Here is a 17143-nt window from a genome sequence, read left to right as displayed (position 1 = left end):
TTCACTCTTTATGCTCCGTATAGAAGGGATAGTCGGTATAGCCCGCCGCCGTTCCGCCAAACAGCGTGCCGGGATCGCTGACGGTCGCCAGCGGCCAGCGGTGCTGAAGCCGCTGCGGCAGGTCGGGATTGGCAATAAACGGGCGGCCAAAAGCCACCAGGTCGGCGAGACCGGCGCCAAGAATGCGCTCCGCCTTTTGCTGATCGTAATTCCCGGCCACGATCAGCGTGCCGCTGAAGGTTGCGCGCAGCGTGTCGCGGAAGTGCCGGGGAACGGCTGGCGCATCGTCCCAGTCCGCCTCCGCCAGGTGGATAAAGGCGATACCCTGCTGTTCGCACCAGGACGCCAGGGCAAGGATGGCGTCGATCACCTGCGGATCGTTCATCCCGCGCTGGGTAATGAAGGGGGAAAGGCGGATGCCCGTCCGCTCGCGGCCGATAGCGTCGCCGATGGCGGTCAGCACCTCCTGGGCAAAACGGATCCGGTTGTTCAGGCTACCGCCGTACTCATCGGTGCGCTGGTTGGCGGTACGCCGCAGGAACTGGTCGATCAGATAGCCATTGCCGCCGTGCACCTCCACGCCGTCAAACCCCGCCGCGATCGCATTGCGCGCCGCCTGGCGGTAATCGGCGACAATACGCTGGATATCCGACCGGGAGAGCGCCCGCGGCGGTGGGCAGTCCACCATTTGGCCCCGGCCCTGCTCATCCACCACCCAGACCTGGGCGTCCGGCGCCAGCGCCGAGGGGGCCACGGGTTGACCATCCGCATGAAAACGGGCGTGCAACATGCGTCCCACGTGCCAGAGCTGAGAAAAAATAACGCCGCCGGCCTGGTGTACGGCCCGGGTCGTCAACTGCCAGCCGGCCATCTGGTCTGCGGAATGCAGGCCGGGCGTCCAGGAGTACCCCTGTCCCTCGGGAGAGATTTGCGTCGCCTCCGTGACGATCAACCCCGCGCTGGCGCGCTGGCGGTAATACTCCGCCATCAGCGCGGAGGGGATATTTCCCGGCTGCAGGGCGCGCGCCCGGGTCATGGGGGCCATGACGATGCGGTTTTTCAGCGGCAGCGTACCGATGCGATGACGATCAAAAAGTGAGAGCGTATTCATAATGATGTCCCTTGCGAGTGGAATGGAAATCACTTTACAGTCGGGATCTGATTTTGATAATTAGACGAAAAACAGATTCACTTTTCGGGAAATGCGAAAAATGGGCAAACTGGAAGATATGGCGCTGCTGGTGGCCGTCGCCGAGGCGGGGGGACTCTCCGCCGCCGGCAGACGGTTGTCGCTCTCGCCGGCCACCATGACTGCACGTCTGAAGGCGATGGAAGAGCGTTATCAGACCCGCCTGTTCCATCGTTCCACGCGGGCTATCACTCTGACCAACGCGGGGGAAGATTTTTATCATGCCGCGCGGCGCGTGCTGGAGGAGGCGCGCCACGCCGAGTCGTTGCTGACGCAAAAAGAGGGGGTCCTGAGCGGCGATATTCGCCTTTCCGCCCCCTCCGACTTTGGCCGACAATACCTTAGCCCGGCCATCGTCGACTTTACCCGCCGTCACCCGGAAGTGACCTTTTCCGTCTACTTAGGCGAGCGCGTGGAGGATCTGGTCGCCAACCGGCTGGATATGAGCATTCGCGTCGGTAACCTGCCGGACAGTAGCCTGGCCATCCGCCACATTCGTCCTAACCATCGGGTGCTGGTGGCCTCGACGGATTACCTTGCCGCCCGTGGAACGCCTGCTTCGCCCGAGGCGCTGCATCATCATCGCTGCCTGGCGCTGGAGCGGCACGGCGTGGTGATGAACGAGTGGCGCTTTGAGGACGCGGGAAAAGAGCAGGTCATCCGGGTGACGCCGGCGATGGTCTGCGACGATGGGGCACTGCTGCGGCAGTGGGCGCTCAGCGGGGCGGGGATCGCCGGTAAATCATGGTGGGATGTGAAGAGGGATGTCGAGGAGGGGCGGCTTCAGGTGCTGTTTGCCGACCGCTTCACCGGTTTCAGTCGGTTAGACCGCAAGGAGGTTGGGCTGCAGTTTGTCTTTCCCCAGCGAAAGCTGCAGCCCCCTCAGGTATCGGCGTTTATGGCGTTTTTTATCGACTGGCTGGAGAGATGACGGGCACGGCGGTTAGTCATGCTCAGAACCGCAAAGGATGGCCCCCGGGTGTTATGCCAGCCTATAGAGTCTTGATCTCAAATATGATTAGATAGCTTTCACTTAAAACCAGTCAGTGGCTGCCATGAATCTCAGGGAAAAAATCATTAATGAATTCGGCGGGTTGTCGCCCGAGCTGCAACGCGCCGCCGAGTTCTCACTGCAAAATGCCAGTCAGCTGGTGGTGTTATCCATGCGCGCCTTCGCGGCGGAAGCCGGGGTAAAACCGGCAACGCTGCTGCGTCTGGCGCAGCGGCTGGGCTACCGCGGCTGGAGCGAGCTAAAAAGCGATTTCATTGACGACCTGGGGCTGCGCAATGATACATACGTATCAAAAGCGGAAAAAATGATGGCCCGCGGGACGCAAACGCAGCTGTATAAAGAGGTATTTCAGGCGCATCAGGCGAACCTGACCTTTACGCAAAACGAAAATGCCCAGCAGATGGAGCAGGCGGTGACCTTGCTCGATAGCGCGGAGAATGTCTATATCTGCGGATTCCGCGCCAGCTTTCCGATCGCGTGGTCGCTATTTTATGTCTATCGACTGTTCAACCGCCAGGTATCGTTAATCGATGGCCTGGCCAGCAATATCGAAGTCTTTACCCGCGAACTGACCGCCCGGGACTGCGTCTTACTCACCAGCTTTGCGCCCTATTCACGCGAATCACTGGATGTTTTACGGGCAGCCCGGCAGGCCGGGGCGAAGATCCTCGCCATTACCGACTCGCCGGTTTCCCCCTTAGCGCAGGCGGCAGACTGCACGCTGCTGTTCTCCATCGACAGTCCGTCATTTTTTCCTTCCGTGGTCTCCGGCATGGGGCTGGCGGAGTGTCTGCTGGCGATGCTGGTGGTGCGCCACGGCCGGGAGGCGGTGAGTAAAATTGAAAGTGCCGAACGCTATCTCATTGAGTCTGGCGCCTACGTGATCCCCGGTAAGTCCTGATAAATGATTCAAATGTATCAGTTATAAGTATAATGGATGCATTTATATCTTTAATTCGTTGACGTGATCCAAATGGATCCTGCAAGATACGCTCAATTAATGTAGCGGATTCAGGAGCAGAACCCAGTATGAGTCATGTCATTCACCGCAGCCTGCATAGCACGCCGATGGTGGCCTCACGTGCGCAAGGGGCCTATATCTTTGATGCCCAGGGAAAACCGTATCTTGATGCCTGTGGCGGGGCGGCGGTTTCCTGCCTCGGACACGCGCATCCTGATGTGCTGGCGGCGATGCACCGCCAGATCGATCGGCTGGCCTATGCGCATACCAGCTTTTTCACCAGCGATGCCGTCGAGCAGCTTGCCGAACATCTCACCCGCACGGCGCCCGGCGAGCTTAACTACGCCTACTTTGTCTCGGGCGGTTCTGAGGCGGTAGAGACGGCGCTGAAGATGGCGCGGCAGTACTTTGTGGAGATCGGCCAGCCATCGCGCACCCGCTTTATCGCCCGTCAACAGAGCTATCATGGCAATACGCTGGGCGCGCTGGCGGTGGGCGGTAACGAATGGCGCCGTCGCCAGTTTGCCCCCTTATTAATGGATGTTATCCGCGTCTCAGCCTGCAATGAGTACCGCGATCGCCGGACTGACGAGACCCAGCAACAGTATACCGAACGTCTGCTCAATGAGCTGGAGCAAGCCATCCTTGAGGCCGGCCCGGAAACGATCATCGGTTTCTGTGCGGAAACCGTGGTGGGAGCGACGACGGGAGCCACGCCGCCGACGCCGGGCTATCTGCAAGGGGTCCGCCGCCTGTGCGACAAATACGGCATCCTGTACATCGCGGATGAGGTGATGTGCGGTATGGGGCGGACCGGGACGCTGCATGCGTTTGAACAGGACGACGTGGTGCCCGATTTAGTGACCATCGCCAAGGGACTCGGCGGAGGCTATCAGCCGATTGGGGCGGTACTGGCGAGTGAGACCATCGTCTCCGCGCTGAAGGCGGGCAGCGGGTTGTTCCAGCACGGTCACACTTACATTTGTCATGCCACCGCCGCGTCGGCAGCCCTGGCGGTGCAGCAGGTGATCGCGCGCGATAATTTACTGGACGCCGTCAAACAGCAGGGCGCCTATCTGCACAAGGCGCTGCGCGAGGTGCTGGGGGAGTTACCGCATGTCGGTGATACGCGCGGACGTGGCCTGTTTGCGGGGGTCGAACTGGTGCGCGATAAAGACGACAAAACGCCATTCGATCCTGCCCTGAAGCTGCACGCCGCGATCAAAGCAAACTGTATGGCGCGCGGACTGATGGTCTATCCCATGGGCGGCACGATCGATGGCCAGTCTGGCGACCACATCCTGATTGCACCGCCGTTTATCATCACCCCGGCGCAGCTCGATTTTGTGGTCGATACGCTGAACAGCGTGATCCGCGAAGAGACGGGGAAATTATGATCAATCGTTTACCGCCCCTGGCGGAACAGGAATGGGACGATCGGCAGCGTCAGTTAGCGGAAGAGATCATCAACGGACCGCGCGGCGCCTTACTGCCGCCTTTTGAGCCGCTGCTGCGTAGTCCCGAGCTGATGGCCCATGCCCAGCGTATGGGGGAGTACCTGCGCTATCGCAGCGCGCTGGGCCAGCGTCTTTCTGAACTGGCGATTTTGCTGACCGCGCGGCACTGGTCGCAGCCGGTAGAGTGGGCGATCCATGCGCCGATAGCCCGCGAGAAAGGGATCTCTGCCGCGGCGGTGCAGGCGATTAAGGAAAGGCGCCGGCCCGCGGATCTGCGGCCCGATGAGCAGGCGATCTATGACTTCTGTCAGCAGCTGCATCAACAGCAAAAGGTCAGCGATGAGACCTGGCAACAAGCCATTGAGTTATGGGGCGAGAAGGGCGTGGTGGATCTGATTGGAATAAACGGTTATTACAGTTTTCTCTCCATGGTGATGAACAGCGCGCAAACGCCAGTACCGGATACCTCTGACTCTCTGTTTTCTGAATAGGTTATCGATTTTATTCGGGCGCATAAAACTGCGCCCGGCATATCAGCTCTTATAATTAATTCTTCCGGCGAGATATTTCGCAGGATGACGTTCGTTGTAGGCTATTTCACTGACGCTGAGGGTAATTATGAGTGGATTATTTAAGAAATTAAAGCTGACGCTGGCATTAGTTATTTGTTCAGCCAGTTTTGTGACAGCAGCAGAAGATAAAATAACGGTGGGTGTCGATACTGCCTTTGTTCCATTTGAATTTAAACAAGGCGATAAATATGTCGGCTTTGATATCGATCTGTGGGACGCGATTGCGAAGAAAATGCATATCAGCTACGAATTAAGGCCGATGGATTTCGGCGGCCTGATCCCCGGTCTGCAGTCGCGTAATCTGGATGTGGCGATGGCGGGAATAACGATTACCGATGCGCGCAAGCAGGTCGTGGACTTCAGCGAAGGATATTATAATGCCGACCTGCTCATGGCCGTGAAAAGTACCGACAACTCCATTGTTAAATTCAGCGATTTGACCGGGAAAAAAGTCGGCCTTAAGCAGGGGACGGCGGCAGCCAGCTTTATGAAAAGCAAATATAAAGCGAATTATATCGAGTTCCCGAATATCGATAACGCCTACCTTGACCTGCAGGCCGGTAATCTCGATGCCGTGGTTCATGATTCACCGAATGTCCTTTACTACGTGAAGACGGCGGGTAACGGCAAGGTCAAATCCACCGGTGAGACGGACAGCATTCTGCCACAGCAGTATGGCTTTGCGATGCAGAAAAACAGCAGCCTGACGCCAAAAGTCAACCAGGCCCTGCAGGCCCTGCGCGCCGATGGCACCTACGACAAGATTTACGTAAAGTGGTTTGCTAAACAGCCGAAATAACCCTGCCAGGTCGGAGCGATCCGACCTCATATTTTCTTTACGGGTAGAAGCATGAATTTTGACAGTCGCTATATTTGGGATGCATTACCGCTGCTGATGCAAGGTTTGCAGCTGACGCTGATTATTTCGTTATCAGGTTTATTAGGTGGATTAATCATTGGCTTGCTGGCCGGGACCTGCCGCGCATTAGGCGGAACAATATCCAAAACGGTATCGCTGGTGTTTGTGGAAGTCATCCGCGGGACGCCAATTATGGTGCAGGTGATGTTTATCTACTTCGCCCTGCCGATGGTGTTGCCATTGCGTATTGACCCGGTTCCCGCCGCCATTATCACCATTGTGATTAACTCCGGGGCTTATATAGCGGAGATCACCCGGGGCGCGATTCTGTCGATTAATAAAGGATTTAAAGAAGCCAGCCTGGCGATGGGATTATCGCCGCGCAGCACCCTGTGGCATGTCATTATGCCGCTGGCTTTTCGGCGGATGATCCCGGCATTAGGCAATCAGTGGATTATCAGTATAAAAGATACCTCGCTGTTTATTGTCATTGGCGTGGCAGAATTAACCCGTCAGGGACAAGAGATTATTGCCGGCAATTTTCGGGCGCTGGAGGTGTGGACGGCGGTGGCGATGATTTATCTGTTTTTAACATTGTGCCTGAGCTTCCTGCTGAAACAACTTGAGAAAAGGATCCATATTTTATGAGCATGGTTGAATTTAGCGCGGTAGCGAAAAACTTCGGCGCCACTCAGGTGCTGCACGATATCAATTTAAAGATTGAAGCGGGCGAGGTGGTGGTGATCATCGGTCCTTCCGGCTCGGGAAAATCGACCCTGTTGCGCTGTATCAACAAGCTGGAGGCGATCTCTTCGGGCACGCTGCTGGTGGCGGGCATGCACATTACGGATCCGCATGCGAATGAGTGTGATATTCGCCGCGAAGCCGGTATGGTGTTTCAACAGTTTCATTTGTTTCCGCATCTGACCGCCCTGGAGAATGTCATGTTCGGTCCGCTTCGCGTGCGCAAGCAGAGCAAGGCCGCGGCGCGGGAGCAGGCGCTGGCGTTGCTGGACCGTGTGGGGCTGCGTGAACGCGCCAACCACTATCCGGCAGAGCTCTCGGGCGGTCAGCAGCAGCGCGTGGCGATAGCGCGCGCCCTGGCGGTGAAACCCAAAATGATGTTATTTGATGAGCCAACATCCGCCCTCGATCCTGAACTGCGGCATGAGGTGTTAAAGGTCATGCGATCCCTGGCCGAAGAGGGCATGACGATGGTGATTGTGACCCATGAGATTGGCTTTGCCAGAGAGGTGGCTTCCCGGTTGATCTTTATTGATGGCGGCACTATCGCCGAAGATGGTTCACCTGAGGCGCTGCTCACGGCCAGCAGCAATCCGCGACTGCAAGAGTTTTTGCAACACGTATCCTGAACATAAGTGAATGATGACAATATGAAAACAATCGCAATCCGTGGTTCCGCCTATGCGGTCGGTCAGCAGCTTGGCGCGTTTGGTCGTGAGGCCTGGCATACTAAAATCAGGCAAACGGCGCTGTGGCAAACCGTAACCGCCCTGAAAACGGCGGAACAGACCCAGCGCATGCGTGCAGCCGTGCAGGCGCAGTTCCCGCTGATTTGGCAGGAGCTGGAGGGCATGGCGGAGGGGCTGCAGGCGCCGGTGGATGAGGTGTTCGCCTGGAACTGTCGCGGCGATCTGGTACGTTCGACGTCAGATGGCTGCACCACCCTGGCGGGGAGAAGCCCGGAGGGCGCGTTGATCATTGCGCACAATGAAGACGGCTTCCCGCAGCTGCGTGAAGAGTGCGCCATCGTCAGCGTAACCCCGGAGGTGGGCCTCGCCTTCACCAGCTTTGCCTATCCCGGCTCCCTGTGCGGGCACACCTTCGCGGTGAATGAGAAGGGGATAGTCAATACGGTCAACAATATTCGCGCCGTGCATCGTCCGGACGGCATGCCGCGCCAGATTGTGGCCCGCGCATCGCTGAACGCCGCCACCTTAGAGGAAGCCGTCACTTTGCTGAGCGCCACGCTGCGCGCGGGCGCATTTCACCACACCCTGGGCCAGATGGGTGATAGCCGTCTGTTTAGCGTGGAAGCCACCGGCTCCGGCAGCTCGGTGCTCGAGTTGTCCACCACCGGCGGGCATGCCAACCATCTGATCCATCCCCAGCTTGCGGCCATTGAACAGATCGTGACCGGGAGCTCCGCTTCGCGCCAGCGGCGCCTGGACGCGTGGCTGGCGACGAACCCGCCGCTGGATGGCGTGACAGCGAAAGCGATGCTCTCCGACCAGCAGGATCCGCTGTTACCGATTTACCGGCTGTCTCCCGACGATCCGGATGAGGAAAATACGCTGGCGACGGCCATTTTTACCTTGAGCGCGACCCGCGTCGTGTGGCAGGTCTTCACTCTGGACCGTGAAAACGCGGTTTTACAGGGCTGTGTTTAGCGGGCCGAGGGCGCTTTCAGCAGGGCGATCAGCAGCGTACTGCCCACCATGATCCCCGCCGCCAGCCACACCATTCCCGACAGGCCAGCTGAGGCGATCAGCTGGCCGCCGACAAGCGCCCCGGTGCCGATGGCGGCATTAAAAATGGCCACGTAAATGGCTGACGCCGGCTGGGCGACCGCGCCCGCGCTGCGCAGCAGCCAGGTCTGTAAGCCGACGAACACAATCGCGATGCCGGCGCCCCACAGGGCTAACAGTAGCCCGCTAAAACAGAACGGCAGTGGCGCAGGACGGGCGGCGCCAAGGATCGCCAGCGCGCCCCCGCTCAGCAGCAGCGCAGCGAAAATCAGCCCCTTCAGATGACGATCGATAAGCTTACCGGCGATAACGTTACCCAGCAGCCCGGAAACCCCTGACAGCAGCAGCAGGCCGGAGAGGGCGGTCGCCGGGACTCCCTGCAGATTTATCAGCAGCGGTTCAATGTAGGTGAAGGCGGCAAAGTGTGCGGTAATGATGCAGGCCGTGGCGCCATACAGGCCACCGAGCAGTGGATTGCGGAAAATATCGCGATAAACACGCAGCCTGACGGAGGCAGGGGCGGCCAGCGGGGGCAGCGTCGAGCACAGTGCCGCTGCGGCGGCCAGTGACAGCAAGGCCATCGCCATAAACGCGTGTCGCCACCCCGCCAGGGTGGCGATAAAGCTCGCCAGCGGTACCCCCACTACGCTTGCCGCCGACACGCCGCCAAAAATGATCGCCGTGGCCAGCCCCAGCCGGTGCGGCGGTACCAGCTGCGCGGCGACGATGCCAATTAAGGCCCAGAAGGCGCCATGCGCCAGGGCGCCAATCATGCGGGCGCTCATCAGGGCGAACATCGAATAAGACCGGGTTGCGGCGAGGCAGGAAAGCGCCAGGATCAGCATCAGCCCGACCAGCAGCGCCTTGCGGGAAATACGCGCCGGCATCGCGCCGGAAAGCAGAGCCGCCAGGGCGCCCACCCAGCCATAGGCGGTGACGGCGAGGCCCATGCCGGATTCCGTCTGGTGAAAATCCGCCGCCAGGGCGCTGAGCATGCCCACCGGCGCCAGTTCGCTGGTGACGATCGAAAAGGCGCAGATCCCGAGCGCAACGAGGGCTATCCAGACGCGCGCCGGCGCCGGGTGGAGGGGTAAAGCAATCTCTTTCATATCAGGCGTATCCTTAGGAAAGGTGCGTTCCGCGCGGTGCGCGGACGTTCAGGTGAGGAGCGAGCAGGCGACCGGATGGCCTGGTTGTCTCCGCGAGTGGCGTGCAGTATCATCCCTGCGAAACTGATAAAAAAGAGCGGAAAACGGAGAGTCGTTTTCCGTAAATGGAAAATAGATGACCGCAGAATTTAACTGGGATGATGCGCGTATATTCCTCGCCATCGCCCGGGCGGGAACGCTGAGCGGCGCCGCCGACAAGATGAACATGGGGATTGCCACGGTCTCCCGCCGGCTGGATCGGCTGGAGCAGGCGTTGAACGTTCCGCTCTTCAGCCGCCATCAGAGCGGCTATCGCCTGACCGACGATGGCGAAGCCCTGCTCGCGCGGGCTGAGGCGCTGGAATACGCAGGCCTGGCGTTCGGCGAAGCGGCGCAACTGCAGGGGCATGTCGCCGGGGTTGTCCGCCTGGCCACCGCGGAAAACCTGGCCACGCATTTTATTCTGCCCTCCCTGAAAGGGCTCCTGGACCAATATCCCGAGCTGCGGGTGGAGGTGCTGAGCGGCGTGCAGCCGGTGAACCTGCACCGTCGGGATGCCGATCTGGCGATCCGCATGGTCAAGCCTGAGGCCGGGCATCTGACGTTAAAGCGTCTGGGGACGGTGGGGTTTGGCGTCTATGGCGCCGCCGGCTATCTGGCCGGGGCGGACGGCCTGTCGCTGAGCGAGGCGGACTTTGTGGGGTGGCCGGAAACTCACCAGCACCTGCCGGCCGCCCAATGGATCACGCGCATCCTGCGCGGCCGGCCGTGTAAAGTCGAAGCCAATACGCTCGTGGCCCAGGTTTCCGCGGTATCCGCGGGCCTCGGCCTGGGCGTCCTGCCGCACTTTATGGCGCGGGCCAGCGGCCTGCAGTGCCTGCAGCCGGAGATCGGCGCGGATCAGACCCTCTGGCTGGTGATGCATTCCGACCTGGCCGGTTCAAGACGCGTGCGGGTTCTCGCCGACCATCTCATCGCTCTCTTTGCGGATCATCAAGAGCGGCTGGCGATGCCCTGAAGGGACGCGGCTTGGGCGTGTATCGATAAGACCCCCCGGGGCTGACGAGCCACGATTTTTTCCGCGCCCGCTAACAGTCATACTCACCGCGCAATATTCGGCCCAATGCTGCGCCGCAGTCGAAAATACTGCAGAGTGAGGGGATACCCTCGTCCGGCAAAATAATTTTGCGTTGTTGCCAGCGCCGCCTTGTTGCGCTCCCCCAAAAATGCCTGTCGATGTTAGGGTGAGAGGTTGATTACCACAGGAGAACGCAAATGATTGTCAGGACCTGGCACGGCAGTGTGCCATTGCAACATGCCGAGGGGTTTGCAAAGCACCTTGAGCGGACCGGCGTGGAACACGCCCGGGGTATCCCCGGCAACAGGGGCGCGCTGGTGCGCCGGGAAAACCAGGGCGAATGGGCGCATTTCTTTCTCGCCACCTACTGGCAGGATCTCGCGGCGGTCAAAGCCTTCGCTGGCGAAGACTATCACGTCGCGGTCACCTATCCGGACGACGAAGTATTCGAACTGCTCTCCGACCCCTACGTGTTTCAGCATGAGGTTGAGGCCGTGTCGCCGCTGTAGGCTGCTTGTCGGGCAGGCGGAAGTTAGGCCAACCACAGACGGTTGCTGGCCGCGTGAGATCGACCTCTATCTTGCATGGGCAGCCAGCCACCGTTGGGCGAACGTGGAATGACAGGAACACTTAGCGTTTGAGTGCGGCAACAATGGCGGCTTCCATTTTCTCCGGCGTCGTGAACGGCGCAAAACGCGTGAGGGGAGTGCCGTCGCGACCGATGAGGAACTTGGTGAAATTCCACTTGATCCGTTTGCCGAGCACGCCGGGCAACGCTTGTTTCAAATAACGAAACAGCGGGTGCGCGGCAGGGCCGTTGACGTCCACTTTCTCAAACATCGGGAAGCTCACGCCGTAGTTAACGTGACAGGTCTGCTCGATTTCATCCGCACCGCCGGGTTCCTGCTTGCCAAACTGGTTGCAGGGGAACCCAAGCACAACCAGCCCCTGAGCCGCGTACTTTTTGTAGAGCGCTTCAAGGCCAGCATATTGCGGCGTGAAGCCACAATGGCTGGCCGTATTCACCACCAGAACCACCTTGCCAGCATAGTCAACCATGGAGAGGGGCTGTCCGCGCAGGCGGTTAGCCGTCAATTGATAAAAAGGGGTCATAGCAGGCTCCTGAGAGTAGAAACAGTTCAACGCTGACGATCGCGCGAATGTTTGAAGCAGATTAGGCAGTTATGATACACAGGGTTAGGGATTTGTACCTGGAGTGTTAAAAAAACGCCAGATGTCATAGAAAAAATCGCGAACAGGAACGGCTGAAAATGGTGAAATATATCTTATCGCTGGTCGTAGTGGCGATGCTCGCAGGCTGTACCAGCGCGCCAAACTTGCCGCCTCGGGATACCATTGTGGCGATGAAACCCACAGAGTCCGGTATTGTCGCCAGCTCAGCGAAATACAGTTACCGCTTTGTCCGTGACGGTGTGCCTGAGGAATATCAGCGTTATAAGACCTTTTATGAGCGCTTTCACCAACAGGCTTCCGGCGTGCGGGTTAACTTTGTCGTGGAACAACATGAGGTAACGGCGGAATATCTGGTGGTGATGGATCAGCGCAAACTGGATGCCGGGCAGCATAGCGAGCTGGTAAATCAGTATCATGCGGTGCAGATTGATAACGATCGCCTCGGGGTGTTGTTTAAAGCGACAGGGTTTTGGACGGCATCGGACGCGTCAGATCTGGCCGCCGCCTACCAGTTAGCGCACCCCGTTGTGGTATCAATCAATGATAAGACCAAAACGATTAGCTCGCTTGGCGCCGTCGCCATGGCCCCGTTGTTTCCGTTTTACATGATGTATGGCTGTGCCATCGGGCCTTGTGTCTGAGGAAAATAGCCAGCAAGTCACCCGACTCACTGGCTGAGTATTTCACTACGCTTCACTTTTAGACGATTGTTTGTGAAACAGTTCGCGGAATACCGGGTAGATATCCTCCTGGTCGCGGATATGCTGCATGGCGAAATTATCAAAGGTCGCCTGCAGGTGTTCATACTCGCGCCACAGGGTCTGATGCGCCCGGCGGGTAATTTCGATATAGCTGTAATAACGCACCACCGGCAGAATTTTCTTCGCCAGCAGTTCGTGGCACAGCGGGGAGTCGTCGGCCCAGTTGTCACCATCCGACGCCTGGGCGGCGTAGATGTTCCACTGCGCCGGGTCATAACGCGCCTGCACCACTTCATCCATCAGCTTCAGGGCGCTGGAGACGATGGTGCCGCCGGTCTCCTGAGAGTAGAAGAACTCGTGTTCATCCACCTCTTTCGCCTGAGTATGGTGGCGGATGTAGACCACATCGACGTTTTTATAGGTCCGGCTGAGGAACAAATACAGCAGGATATAAAAGCGCTTGGCCATGTCTTTGGTGGCCTGGTCCATCGAGCCTGAGACGTCCATCAGGCAGAACATTACCGCCTGGCTGGAGGGCTCCGGCCGTTTTTCGTAATTTTTGTAGCGTAAGTCAAAGGTGTCGATAAACGGCACCCGTTCAATTTTAGCCCGCAGCTCGGCAATCTCTTTGCGCAGGCGCTCCTCCTCCAGCAGCTGCACCGGTTCGCTGCGGCTGATGGTCTCCAGATCCTCCTCCAGGGCGCGCAGTTCACGGCGCTTGCCGGCGGTCATCGCCGTCCGGCGGGCCAGCGAGTTCTGCAGCGATCGCACCACGCTGATGTTGGCCGGCACCCCGTTAGAGGTAAAGCCCGCGCGATGGGTTTTAAACTCGTTCAGCTGCCGGTGCTGATTTTTCTTCAGGTTCGGCAGGGCGAGATCTTCAAACAGCAGATCCAGGTACTCATCTTTCGAAATCTGGAAGACAAACTCATCCTTCCCTTCGCCATCTGCGCTGGCTTGCCCCTGACCGCCGCCCCCGCCGCCGCCGCCCCCTTGCGGGCGTTCGATGCGGTCGTTTTGCACGAAATGGTCGTTGCCCGGGTGGACGCGGTTGCGCAGCCCGCCGCGACCCTGATGAAACATCGGTTCGTTGATATCGTCCGTCGGGATCGAGACGGATTCTCCGCTCTCAATATCGGTCACCGAGCGCTTGTTGATGGCCTCGGAGATCGACTGTTTAATTTGCGCCTTATAACGGCGCAAAAAGCGCTGACGATTGACGGCGCTTTTGTTTTTCCCGTTCAGGCGTCGGTCTATGAACCAGGTCATATGCCCTCCTGTACTGCATTAGCCAACTTTACTTATCATCATTCAGCTGCAGTTGGCCCGGCGGCGCACCGCCGGGCTGGACGCATCAGGACGATTTACGAACCCGCAGGTACCACTCGCACAGCAGGCGAACCTGTTTGCGGGTGTAGCCTTTCTCCATCATGCGGTCGACAAAGTCGTCGTGTTTTTTCTGCTCATCGGTTGAAGTTTTGGCGTTAAACGAAATGACCGGCAACAGCTCTTCGGTATTGGAGAACATTTTCTTCTCAATAACCGTGCGCAGTTTCTCATAGCTGGTCCAGTTCGGATTACGTCCGCTGTTGTTGGCTCTGGCGCGCAGCACAAAGTTGACGATTTCATTACGGAAGTCTTTCGGGTTGCTGATCCCGGCCGGCTTCTCAATTTTCTCCAGCTCGGCATTCAACGATTCACGGTCAAACAGCTGCCCGGTGTCCGGATCGCGATATTCCTGATCCTGGATCCAGAAGTCAGCGTAGGTGACATAGCGATCGAAAATGTTCTGCCCATACTCGGAGTAGGATTCCAGATAAGCGGTCTGGATCTCTTTGCCGATAAACTCGGCGTATTTCGGGATCAGATAGCCTTTGAGGAACTCCAGATAGCGCTCGGCCTGCTCCTGCGGGAACTGTTCGCGCTCAATCTGCTGCTCCAGCACATAGAACAGATGCACCGGGTTGGCCGCCACTTCAACATGGTCGAAGTTAAACACCCTTGAGAGGATCTTAAAGGCAAAGCGGGTGGAGAGCCCGTTCATCCCTTCATCCACCCCGGCATAGTCGCGATACTCCTGATAGGATTTCGCTTTCGGGTCGGTATCCTTCAGGCTCTCGCCGTCATAGACCCGCATTTTCGAGTAGATGCTCGAGTTTTCCGGCTCTTTCAGGCGCGACAGAATCGAGAAGCGCGCCAGCGTTTCCAGCGTGCCCGGGGCGCATGGCGCATGCGTCAGTTCGCTGCTGTTGAGCAGTTTTTCATAGATACGGATCTCTTCGGAGATCCGCAGGCAATAAGGCACTTTGACGATATAGACGCGGTCGAGGAAGGCCTCATTGTTTTTGTTATTACGGAAGGTCACCCATTCCGATTCGTTGGAGTGGGCAAGGATGATCCCGTTAAACGGCAGGGCGGAGATCCCTTCGGTCCCGTTATAGTTACCCTCCTGGGTCGCGGTCAGCAGCGGATGCAGCACCTTGATCGGCGCTTTAAACATCTCGACGAACTCCATGATCCCCTGGTTGGCGCGGCACAGCGCACCGGAGTAGCCGTAGGCGTCCGGGTCGTTCTGCGCATAGTGTTCCAGCTTACGGATATCCACTTTACCCACCAGCGCCGAAATATCCTGGTTGTTCTCATCGCCCGGTTCGGTTTTGGCGATGGCGACCTGCTCGAGAATCGATGGCCAGACTTTGACCACGCGGAATTTCGTGATATCGCCGCCAAACTCATGCAGGCGTTTGGCCGCCCACGGCGACATAATGGTGCCGAGATAGCGGGTAGGGACGCCATACTCTTTCTGAAGGATCTGCGCATCCTCCTGCGGATTGAACAGGCACAGCGGGTGATCGTTAACCGGGCTGCGCTCGCCGTTGGCGCTCAGCACATAGATAGGCACGCGCTGCATCAGGGCTTTCAGCCGTTCAGCCAGCGATGATTTACCACCGCCCACCGGTCCCAGCAGATAGAGGATCTGTTTCTTCTCTTCCAGCCCCTGGGCGGCATGCTTGAGGTAGGAAACGATCTGCTCAATGGCGTCTTCCATACCGTAAAACTCTTCAAACGCCGGATAGCGTGCGATGACCCGGTTTGAAAAGAGACGGGATAGCCGCGGCTCGAGAGCCGTATCAACCATGACGGGTTCACCAATGGCCATCAACAGACGTTCTGCCGCATTGGCATAGGCACTGCGATCTTGCCGGCAGATGGTAAGAAACTCCTGCAGTGTGAACTCTTCGTCCTTGGCAGCTTCATAGCGCTGGCGATAGTGATCGAATATATTCATGGCATGCCGTCCTTTCGTTTTTTAGCACAGGTTGAGAGCCGTTCATATGAATAGTGGGGGCCCCCGGAAGACATAAGCTGAACATCGCTCTCCTGGTATCCAGCAACCCTTATGCCAGGTTGCGGGTGGGGTAGCGTGAATGTGCCCTGCAATTACACCTTCTAAATTTAAGCGTAGATGCATTTAGAAATCTTGCATGCCGCAGAAAATCAATTTCAATGACATATCAATAACTCATCCTGAAAAAGACGCTTTTTGATTCGCCGGGACGTGAAGCTGTCATCGGGCTGTCACCAGATGGTAAGAGAAGGGTGGGAAAGTGAACGATTTGTGTCATATCGGGTAAAGAATTTGAGGCATGAGACCTACGACGGTAAACTGCACGGGCTGATTATTTGACAACGGGAATATGGATTGTGACTAAAATCAAACTTCTGGCACTCGGCGTGCTGATTGCGACCTCCGCCAGCGCGGCGCATGCCGACGGGAAGTTCACGCTTGGGGCTGGCGTCGGCATCGTTGAGCATCCGTACAAGCAGTATGATGCGGATGTTTATCCGGTGCCGGTCATTAGTTATGAGAGCGATAACTTCTGGTTCCATGGTCTGGGCGGGGGTTACTACCTGTGGAATGACACCAACGATAAGCTGTCGATAACGGCTTACTGGTCGCCGATGTACTTCAAGCCGGGCGACAGCGATAGCGAACAAATGCGTCGCCTGGATAAACGTAAATCGACCGTGATGGCCGGTCTTTCTTATGTCCACAACACGCCCTATGGCTTCCTGCGCACGACGATTGCCGGCGATACGCTGGATAACAGCAACGGCATCAACTGGGATCTCGCCTGGCTGTACCGCTACACCAACGGGAACCTGACGCTGACGCCGGGCATTGGCGTCGAGTGGAACAGCGACAATCAGAACGAATACTACTATGGCGTCTCGCAGCATGAGTCCCGTCGCAGCGGGATGCGCAGCTACGATCCGGACAGCAGCTGGAACCCGTATCTGGAGCTGGCGGCCAACTATCGCTTCCTCGGCGACTGGAGCGTATACGGTATTGCGCGCTACACGCGTCTGTCGGATGAAATTACCGATAGCCCGATGGTGGACAAATCCTGGAGCGGTCTGATCTCAACCGGGATCACCTACACCTTCTGATTGTGCATTATTACAGTGCGCTTTATGCATC

Annotated in this window: 18 protein-coding genes; 12 read left to right on the top strand and 6 right to left on the bottom strand. The window is 57.9% G+C overall.

Going from position 1 to position 17143, the window contains the following annotated elements:
• Window position 1 precedes the first annotated feature (1 nt).
• Complete coding sequence (locus ABLX76_RS01210; RefSeq protein ID WP_348873794.1) at window positions 2-1111, bottom strand: alkene reductase; 1110 nt, start codon at window positions 1109-1111, stop codon at window positions 2-4.
• Between the two features lie 100 nt (window positions 1112-1211).
• On the opposite strand from ABLX76_RS01210, the gene ABLX76_RS01205 reads away from it, so the two are divergent.
• The 8 genes from ABLX76_RS01205 to ABLX76_RS01170 all read left to right on the top strand — a co-directional run bounded on the left by ABLX76_RS01205 (window position 1212) and on the right by ABLX76_RS01170 (window position 8461).
• Window positions 1212-2120, top strand: a complete 909-nt coding sequence (locus ABLX76_RS01205; RefSeq protein WP_087848715.1) for a LysR family transcriptional regulator — start codon at window positions 1212-1214, stop codon at window positions 2118-2120.
• 124 nt (window positions 2121-2244) lie between these two features.
• The gene (locus ABLX76_RS01200) at window positions 2245-3102 is read left to right on the top strand and encodes a MurR/RpiR family transcriptional regulator (RefSeq protein WP_064154862.1); all 858 of its coding nucleotides are present in this window, start codon (window positions 2245-2247) and stop codon (window positions 3100-3102) included.
• A gap of 128 nt (window positions 3103-3230) precedes the next feature.
• Window positions 3231-4559, top strand: coding sequence for an aspartate aminotransferase family protein (locus ABLX76_RS01195; protein WP_086076169.1), 1329 nt, complete (start codon window positions 3231-3233; stop codon window positions 4557-4559).
• A complete protein-coding gene (locus ABLX76_RS01190; protein WP_023289262.1) occupies window positions 4556-5110 on the top strand; it encodes a 4-carboxymuconolactone decarboxylase in 555 nt (184 codons plus the stop codon). The genes ABLX76_RS01195 and ABLX76_RS01190 overlap by 4 nt, the downstream gene beginning before the upstream one ends.
• Before the next feature lie 127 nt (window positions 5111-5237).
• Window positions 5238-5990, top strand: coding sequence for a glutamine ABC transporter substrate-binding protein GlnH (glnH, locus tag ABLX76_RS01185; RefSeq protein WP_023289263.1), 753 nt, complete (start codon window positions 5238-5240; stop codon window positions 5988-5990).
• 51 nt (window positions 5991-6041) lie between these two features.
• Window positions 6042-6698: a glutamine ABC transporter permease GlnP gene (glnP, locus tag ABLX76_RS01180; RefSeq protein WP_086076167.1), complete on the top strand. Its 657-nt coding sequence runs from the start codon at window positions 6042-6044 to the stop codon at window positions 6696-6698.
• A 2-nt stretch (window positions 6699-6700) separates the two neighbouring features.
• Window positions 6701-7423, top strand: coding sequence for a glutamine ABC transporter ATP-binding protein GlnQ (gene glnQ, locus ABLX76_RS01175; protein WP_032429131.1), 723 nt, complete (start codon window positions 6701-6703; stop codon window positions 7421-7423).
• A gap of 21 nt (window positions 7424-7444) precedes the next feature.
• Window positions 7445-8461 (top strand): C45 family peptidase, encoded by a 1017-nt coding sequence (locus tag ABLX76_RS01170; RefSeq protein ID WP_348873791.1) that lies wholly within the window; start codon window positions 7445-7447, stop codon window positions 8459-8461.
• Here ABLX76_RS01170 and ABLX76_RS01165 read toward each other — a convergent pair.
• Window positions 8458-9648, bottom strand: coding sequence for an MFS transporter (locus ABLX76_RS01165; protein WP_348873789.1), 1191 nt, complete (start codon window positions 9646-9648; stop codon window positions 8458-8460). The two genes, ABLX76_RS01170 and ABLX76_RS01165, sit on opposite strands and share 4 nt — an antisense overlap.
• Before the next feature lie 175 nt (window positions 9649-9823).
• Here ABLX76_RS01165 and ABLX76_RS01160 point away from each other — a divergent pair, with 175 nt between their 5' ends.
• Complete coding sequence (locus tag ABLX76_RS01160) at window positions 9824-10705, top strand: LysR family transcriptional regulator (protein WP_348873787.1); 882 nt, start codon at window positions 9824-9826, stop codon at window positions 10703-10705.
• A 70-nt stretch (window positions 10706-10775) separates the two neighbouring features.
• Here the strand turns inward: ABLX76_RS01160 and ABLX76_RS01155 are convergent, their stop codons facing one another.
• On the bottom strand, window positions 10776-10871 hold the full coding sequence (locus ABLX76_RS01155) for a hypothetical protein (protein WP_232689797.1): 96 nt from the start codon (window positions 10869-10871) through the stop codon (window positions 10776-10778).
• Window positions 10872-10962: 91 nt separating this feature from the next.
• Here ABLX76_RS01155 and ABLX76_RS01150 point away from each other — a divergent pair, with 91 nt between their 5' ends.
• Entirely contained in the window at window positions 10963-11274 is a 312-nt protein-coding gene (locus ABLX76_RS01150) for a hypothetical protein (RefSeq protein WP_348873785.1), read from the top strand.
• Window positions 11275-11395: 121 nt separating this feature from the next.
• Here ABLX76_RS01150 and ABLX76_RS01145 read toward each other — a convergent pair whose 3' ends face one another.
• Window positions 11396-11878 carry a glutathione peroxidase gene (locus ABLX76_RS01145; protein ID WP_086076164.1) on the bottom strand — a complete coding sequence of 161 codons (483 nt, stop codon included), beginning with the start codon at window positions 11876-11878 and terminating at the stop codon, window positions 11396-11398.
• 158 nt (window positions 11879-12036) lie between these two features.
• Here ABLX76_RS01145 and ABLX76_RS01140 point away from each other — a divergent pair, with 158 nt between their 5' ends.
• Window positions 12037-12600 carry a hypothetical protein gene (locus ABLX76_RS01140; RefSeq protein WP_044522300.1) on the top strand — a complete coding sequence of 188 codons (564 nt, stop codon included), beginning with the start codon at window positions 12037-12039 and terminating at the stop codon, window positions 12598-12600.
• Window positions 12601-12645: 45 nt separating this feature from the next.
• On the opposite strand, the gene ABLX76_RS01135 is transcribed toward ABLX76_RS01140, so the two are convergent.
• Both ABLX76_RS01135 and yeaG read right to left on the bottom strand, forming a co-directional pair.
• A complete protein-coding gene (locus ABLX76_RS01135) occupies window positions 12646-13929 on the bottom strand; it encodes a YeaH/YhbH family protein (RefSeq protein WP_012968476.1) in 1284 nt (427 codons plus the stop codon).
• A gap of 85 nt (window positions 13930-14014) precedes the next feature.
• A complete protein-coding gene (gene yeaG / locus ABLX76_RS01130) occupies window positions 14015-15949 on the bottom strand; it encodes a protein kinase YeaG (protein WP_004203779.1) in 1935 nt (644 codons plus the stop codon).
• 416 nt (window positions 15950-16365) lie between these two features.
• On the opposite strand from yeaG, the gene ABLX76_RS01125 reads away from it, so the two are divergent.
• Window positions 16366-17112, top strand: coding sequence for a MipA/OmpV family protein (locus ABLX76_RS01125; RefSeq protein ID WP_023289272.1), 747 nt, complete (start codon window positions 16366-16368; stop codon window positions 17110-17112).
• Window positions 17113-17143: the final 31 nt, after the last annotated feature.

The sequence above is a fragment of the Klebsiella sp. JB_Kp004 genome (genome assembly GCF_040065795.1).
Taxonomy (GTDB): domain Bacteria; phylum Pseudomonadota; class Gammaproteobacteria; order Enterobacterales; family Enterobacteriaceae; genus Klebsiella; species Klebsiella quasipneumoniae.
The sequence above is the reverse complement of the archived record's forward strand: the minus strand, read 5'-3'. Positions and strand labels throughout refer to the sequence as shown.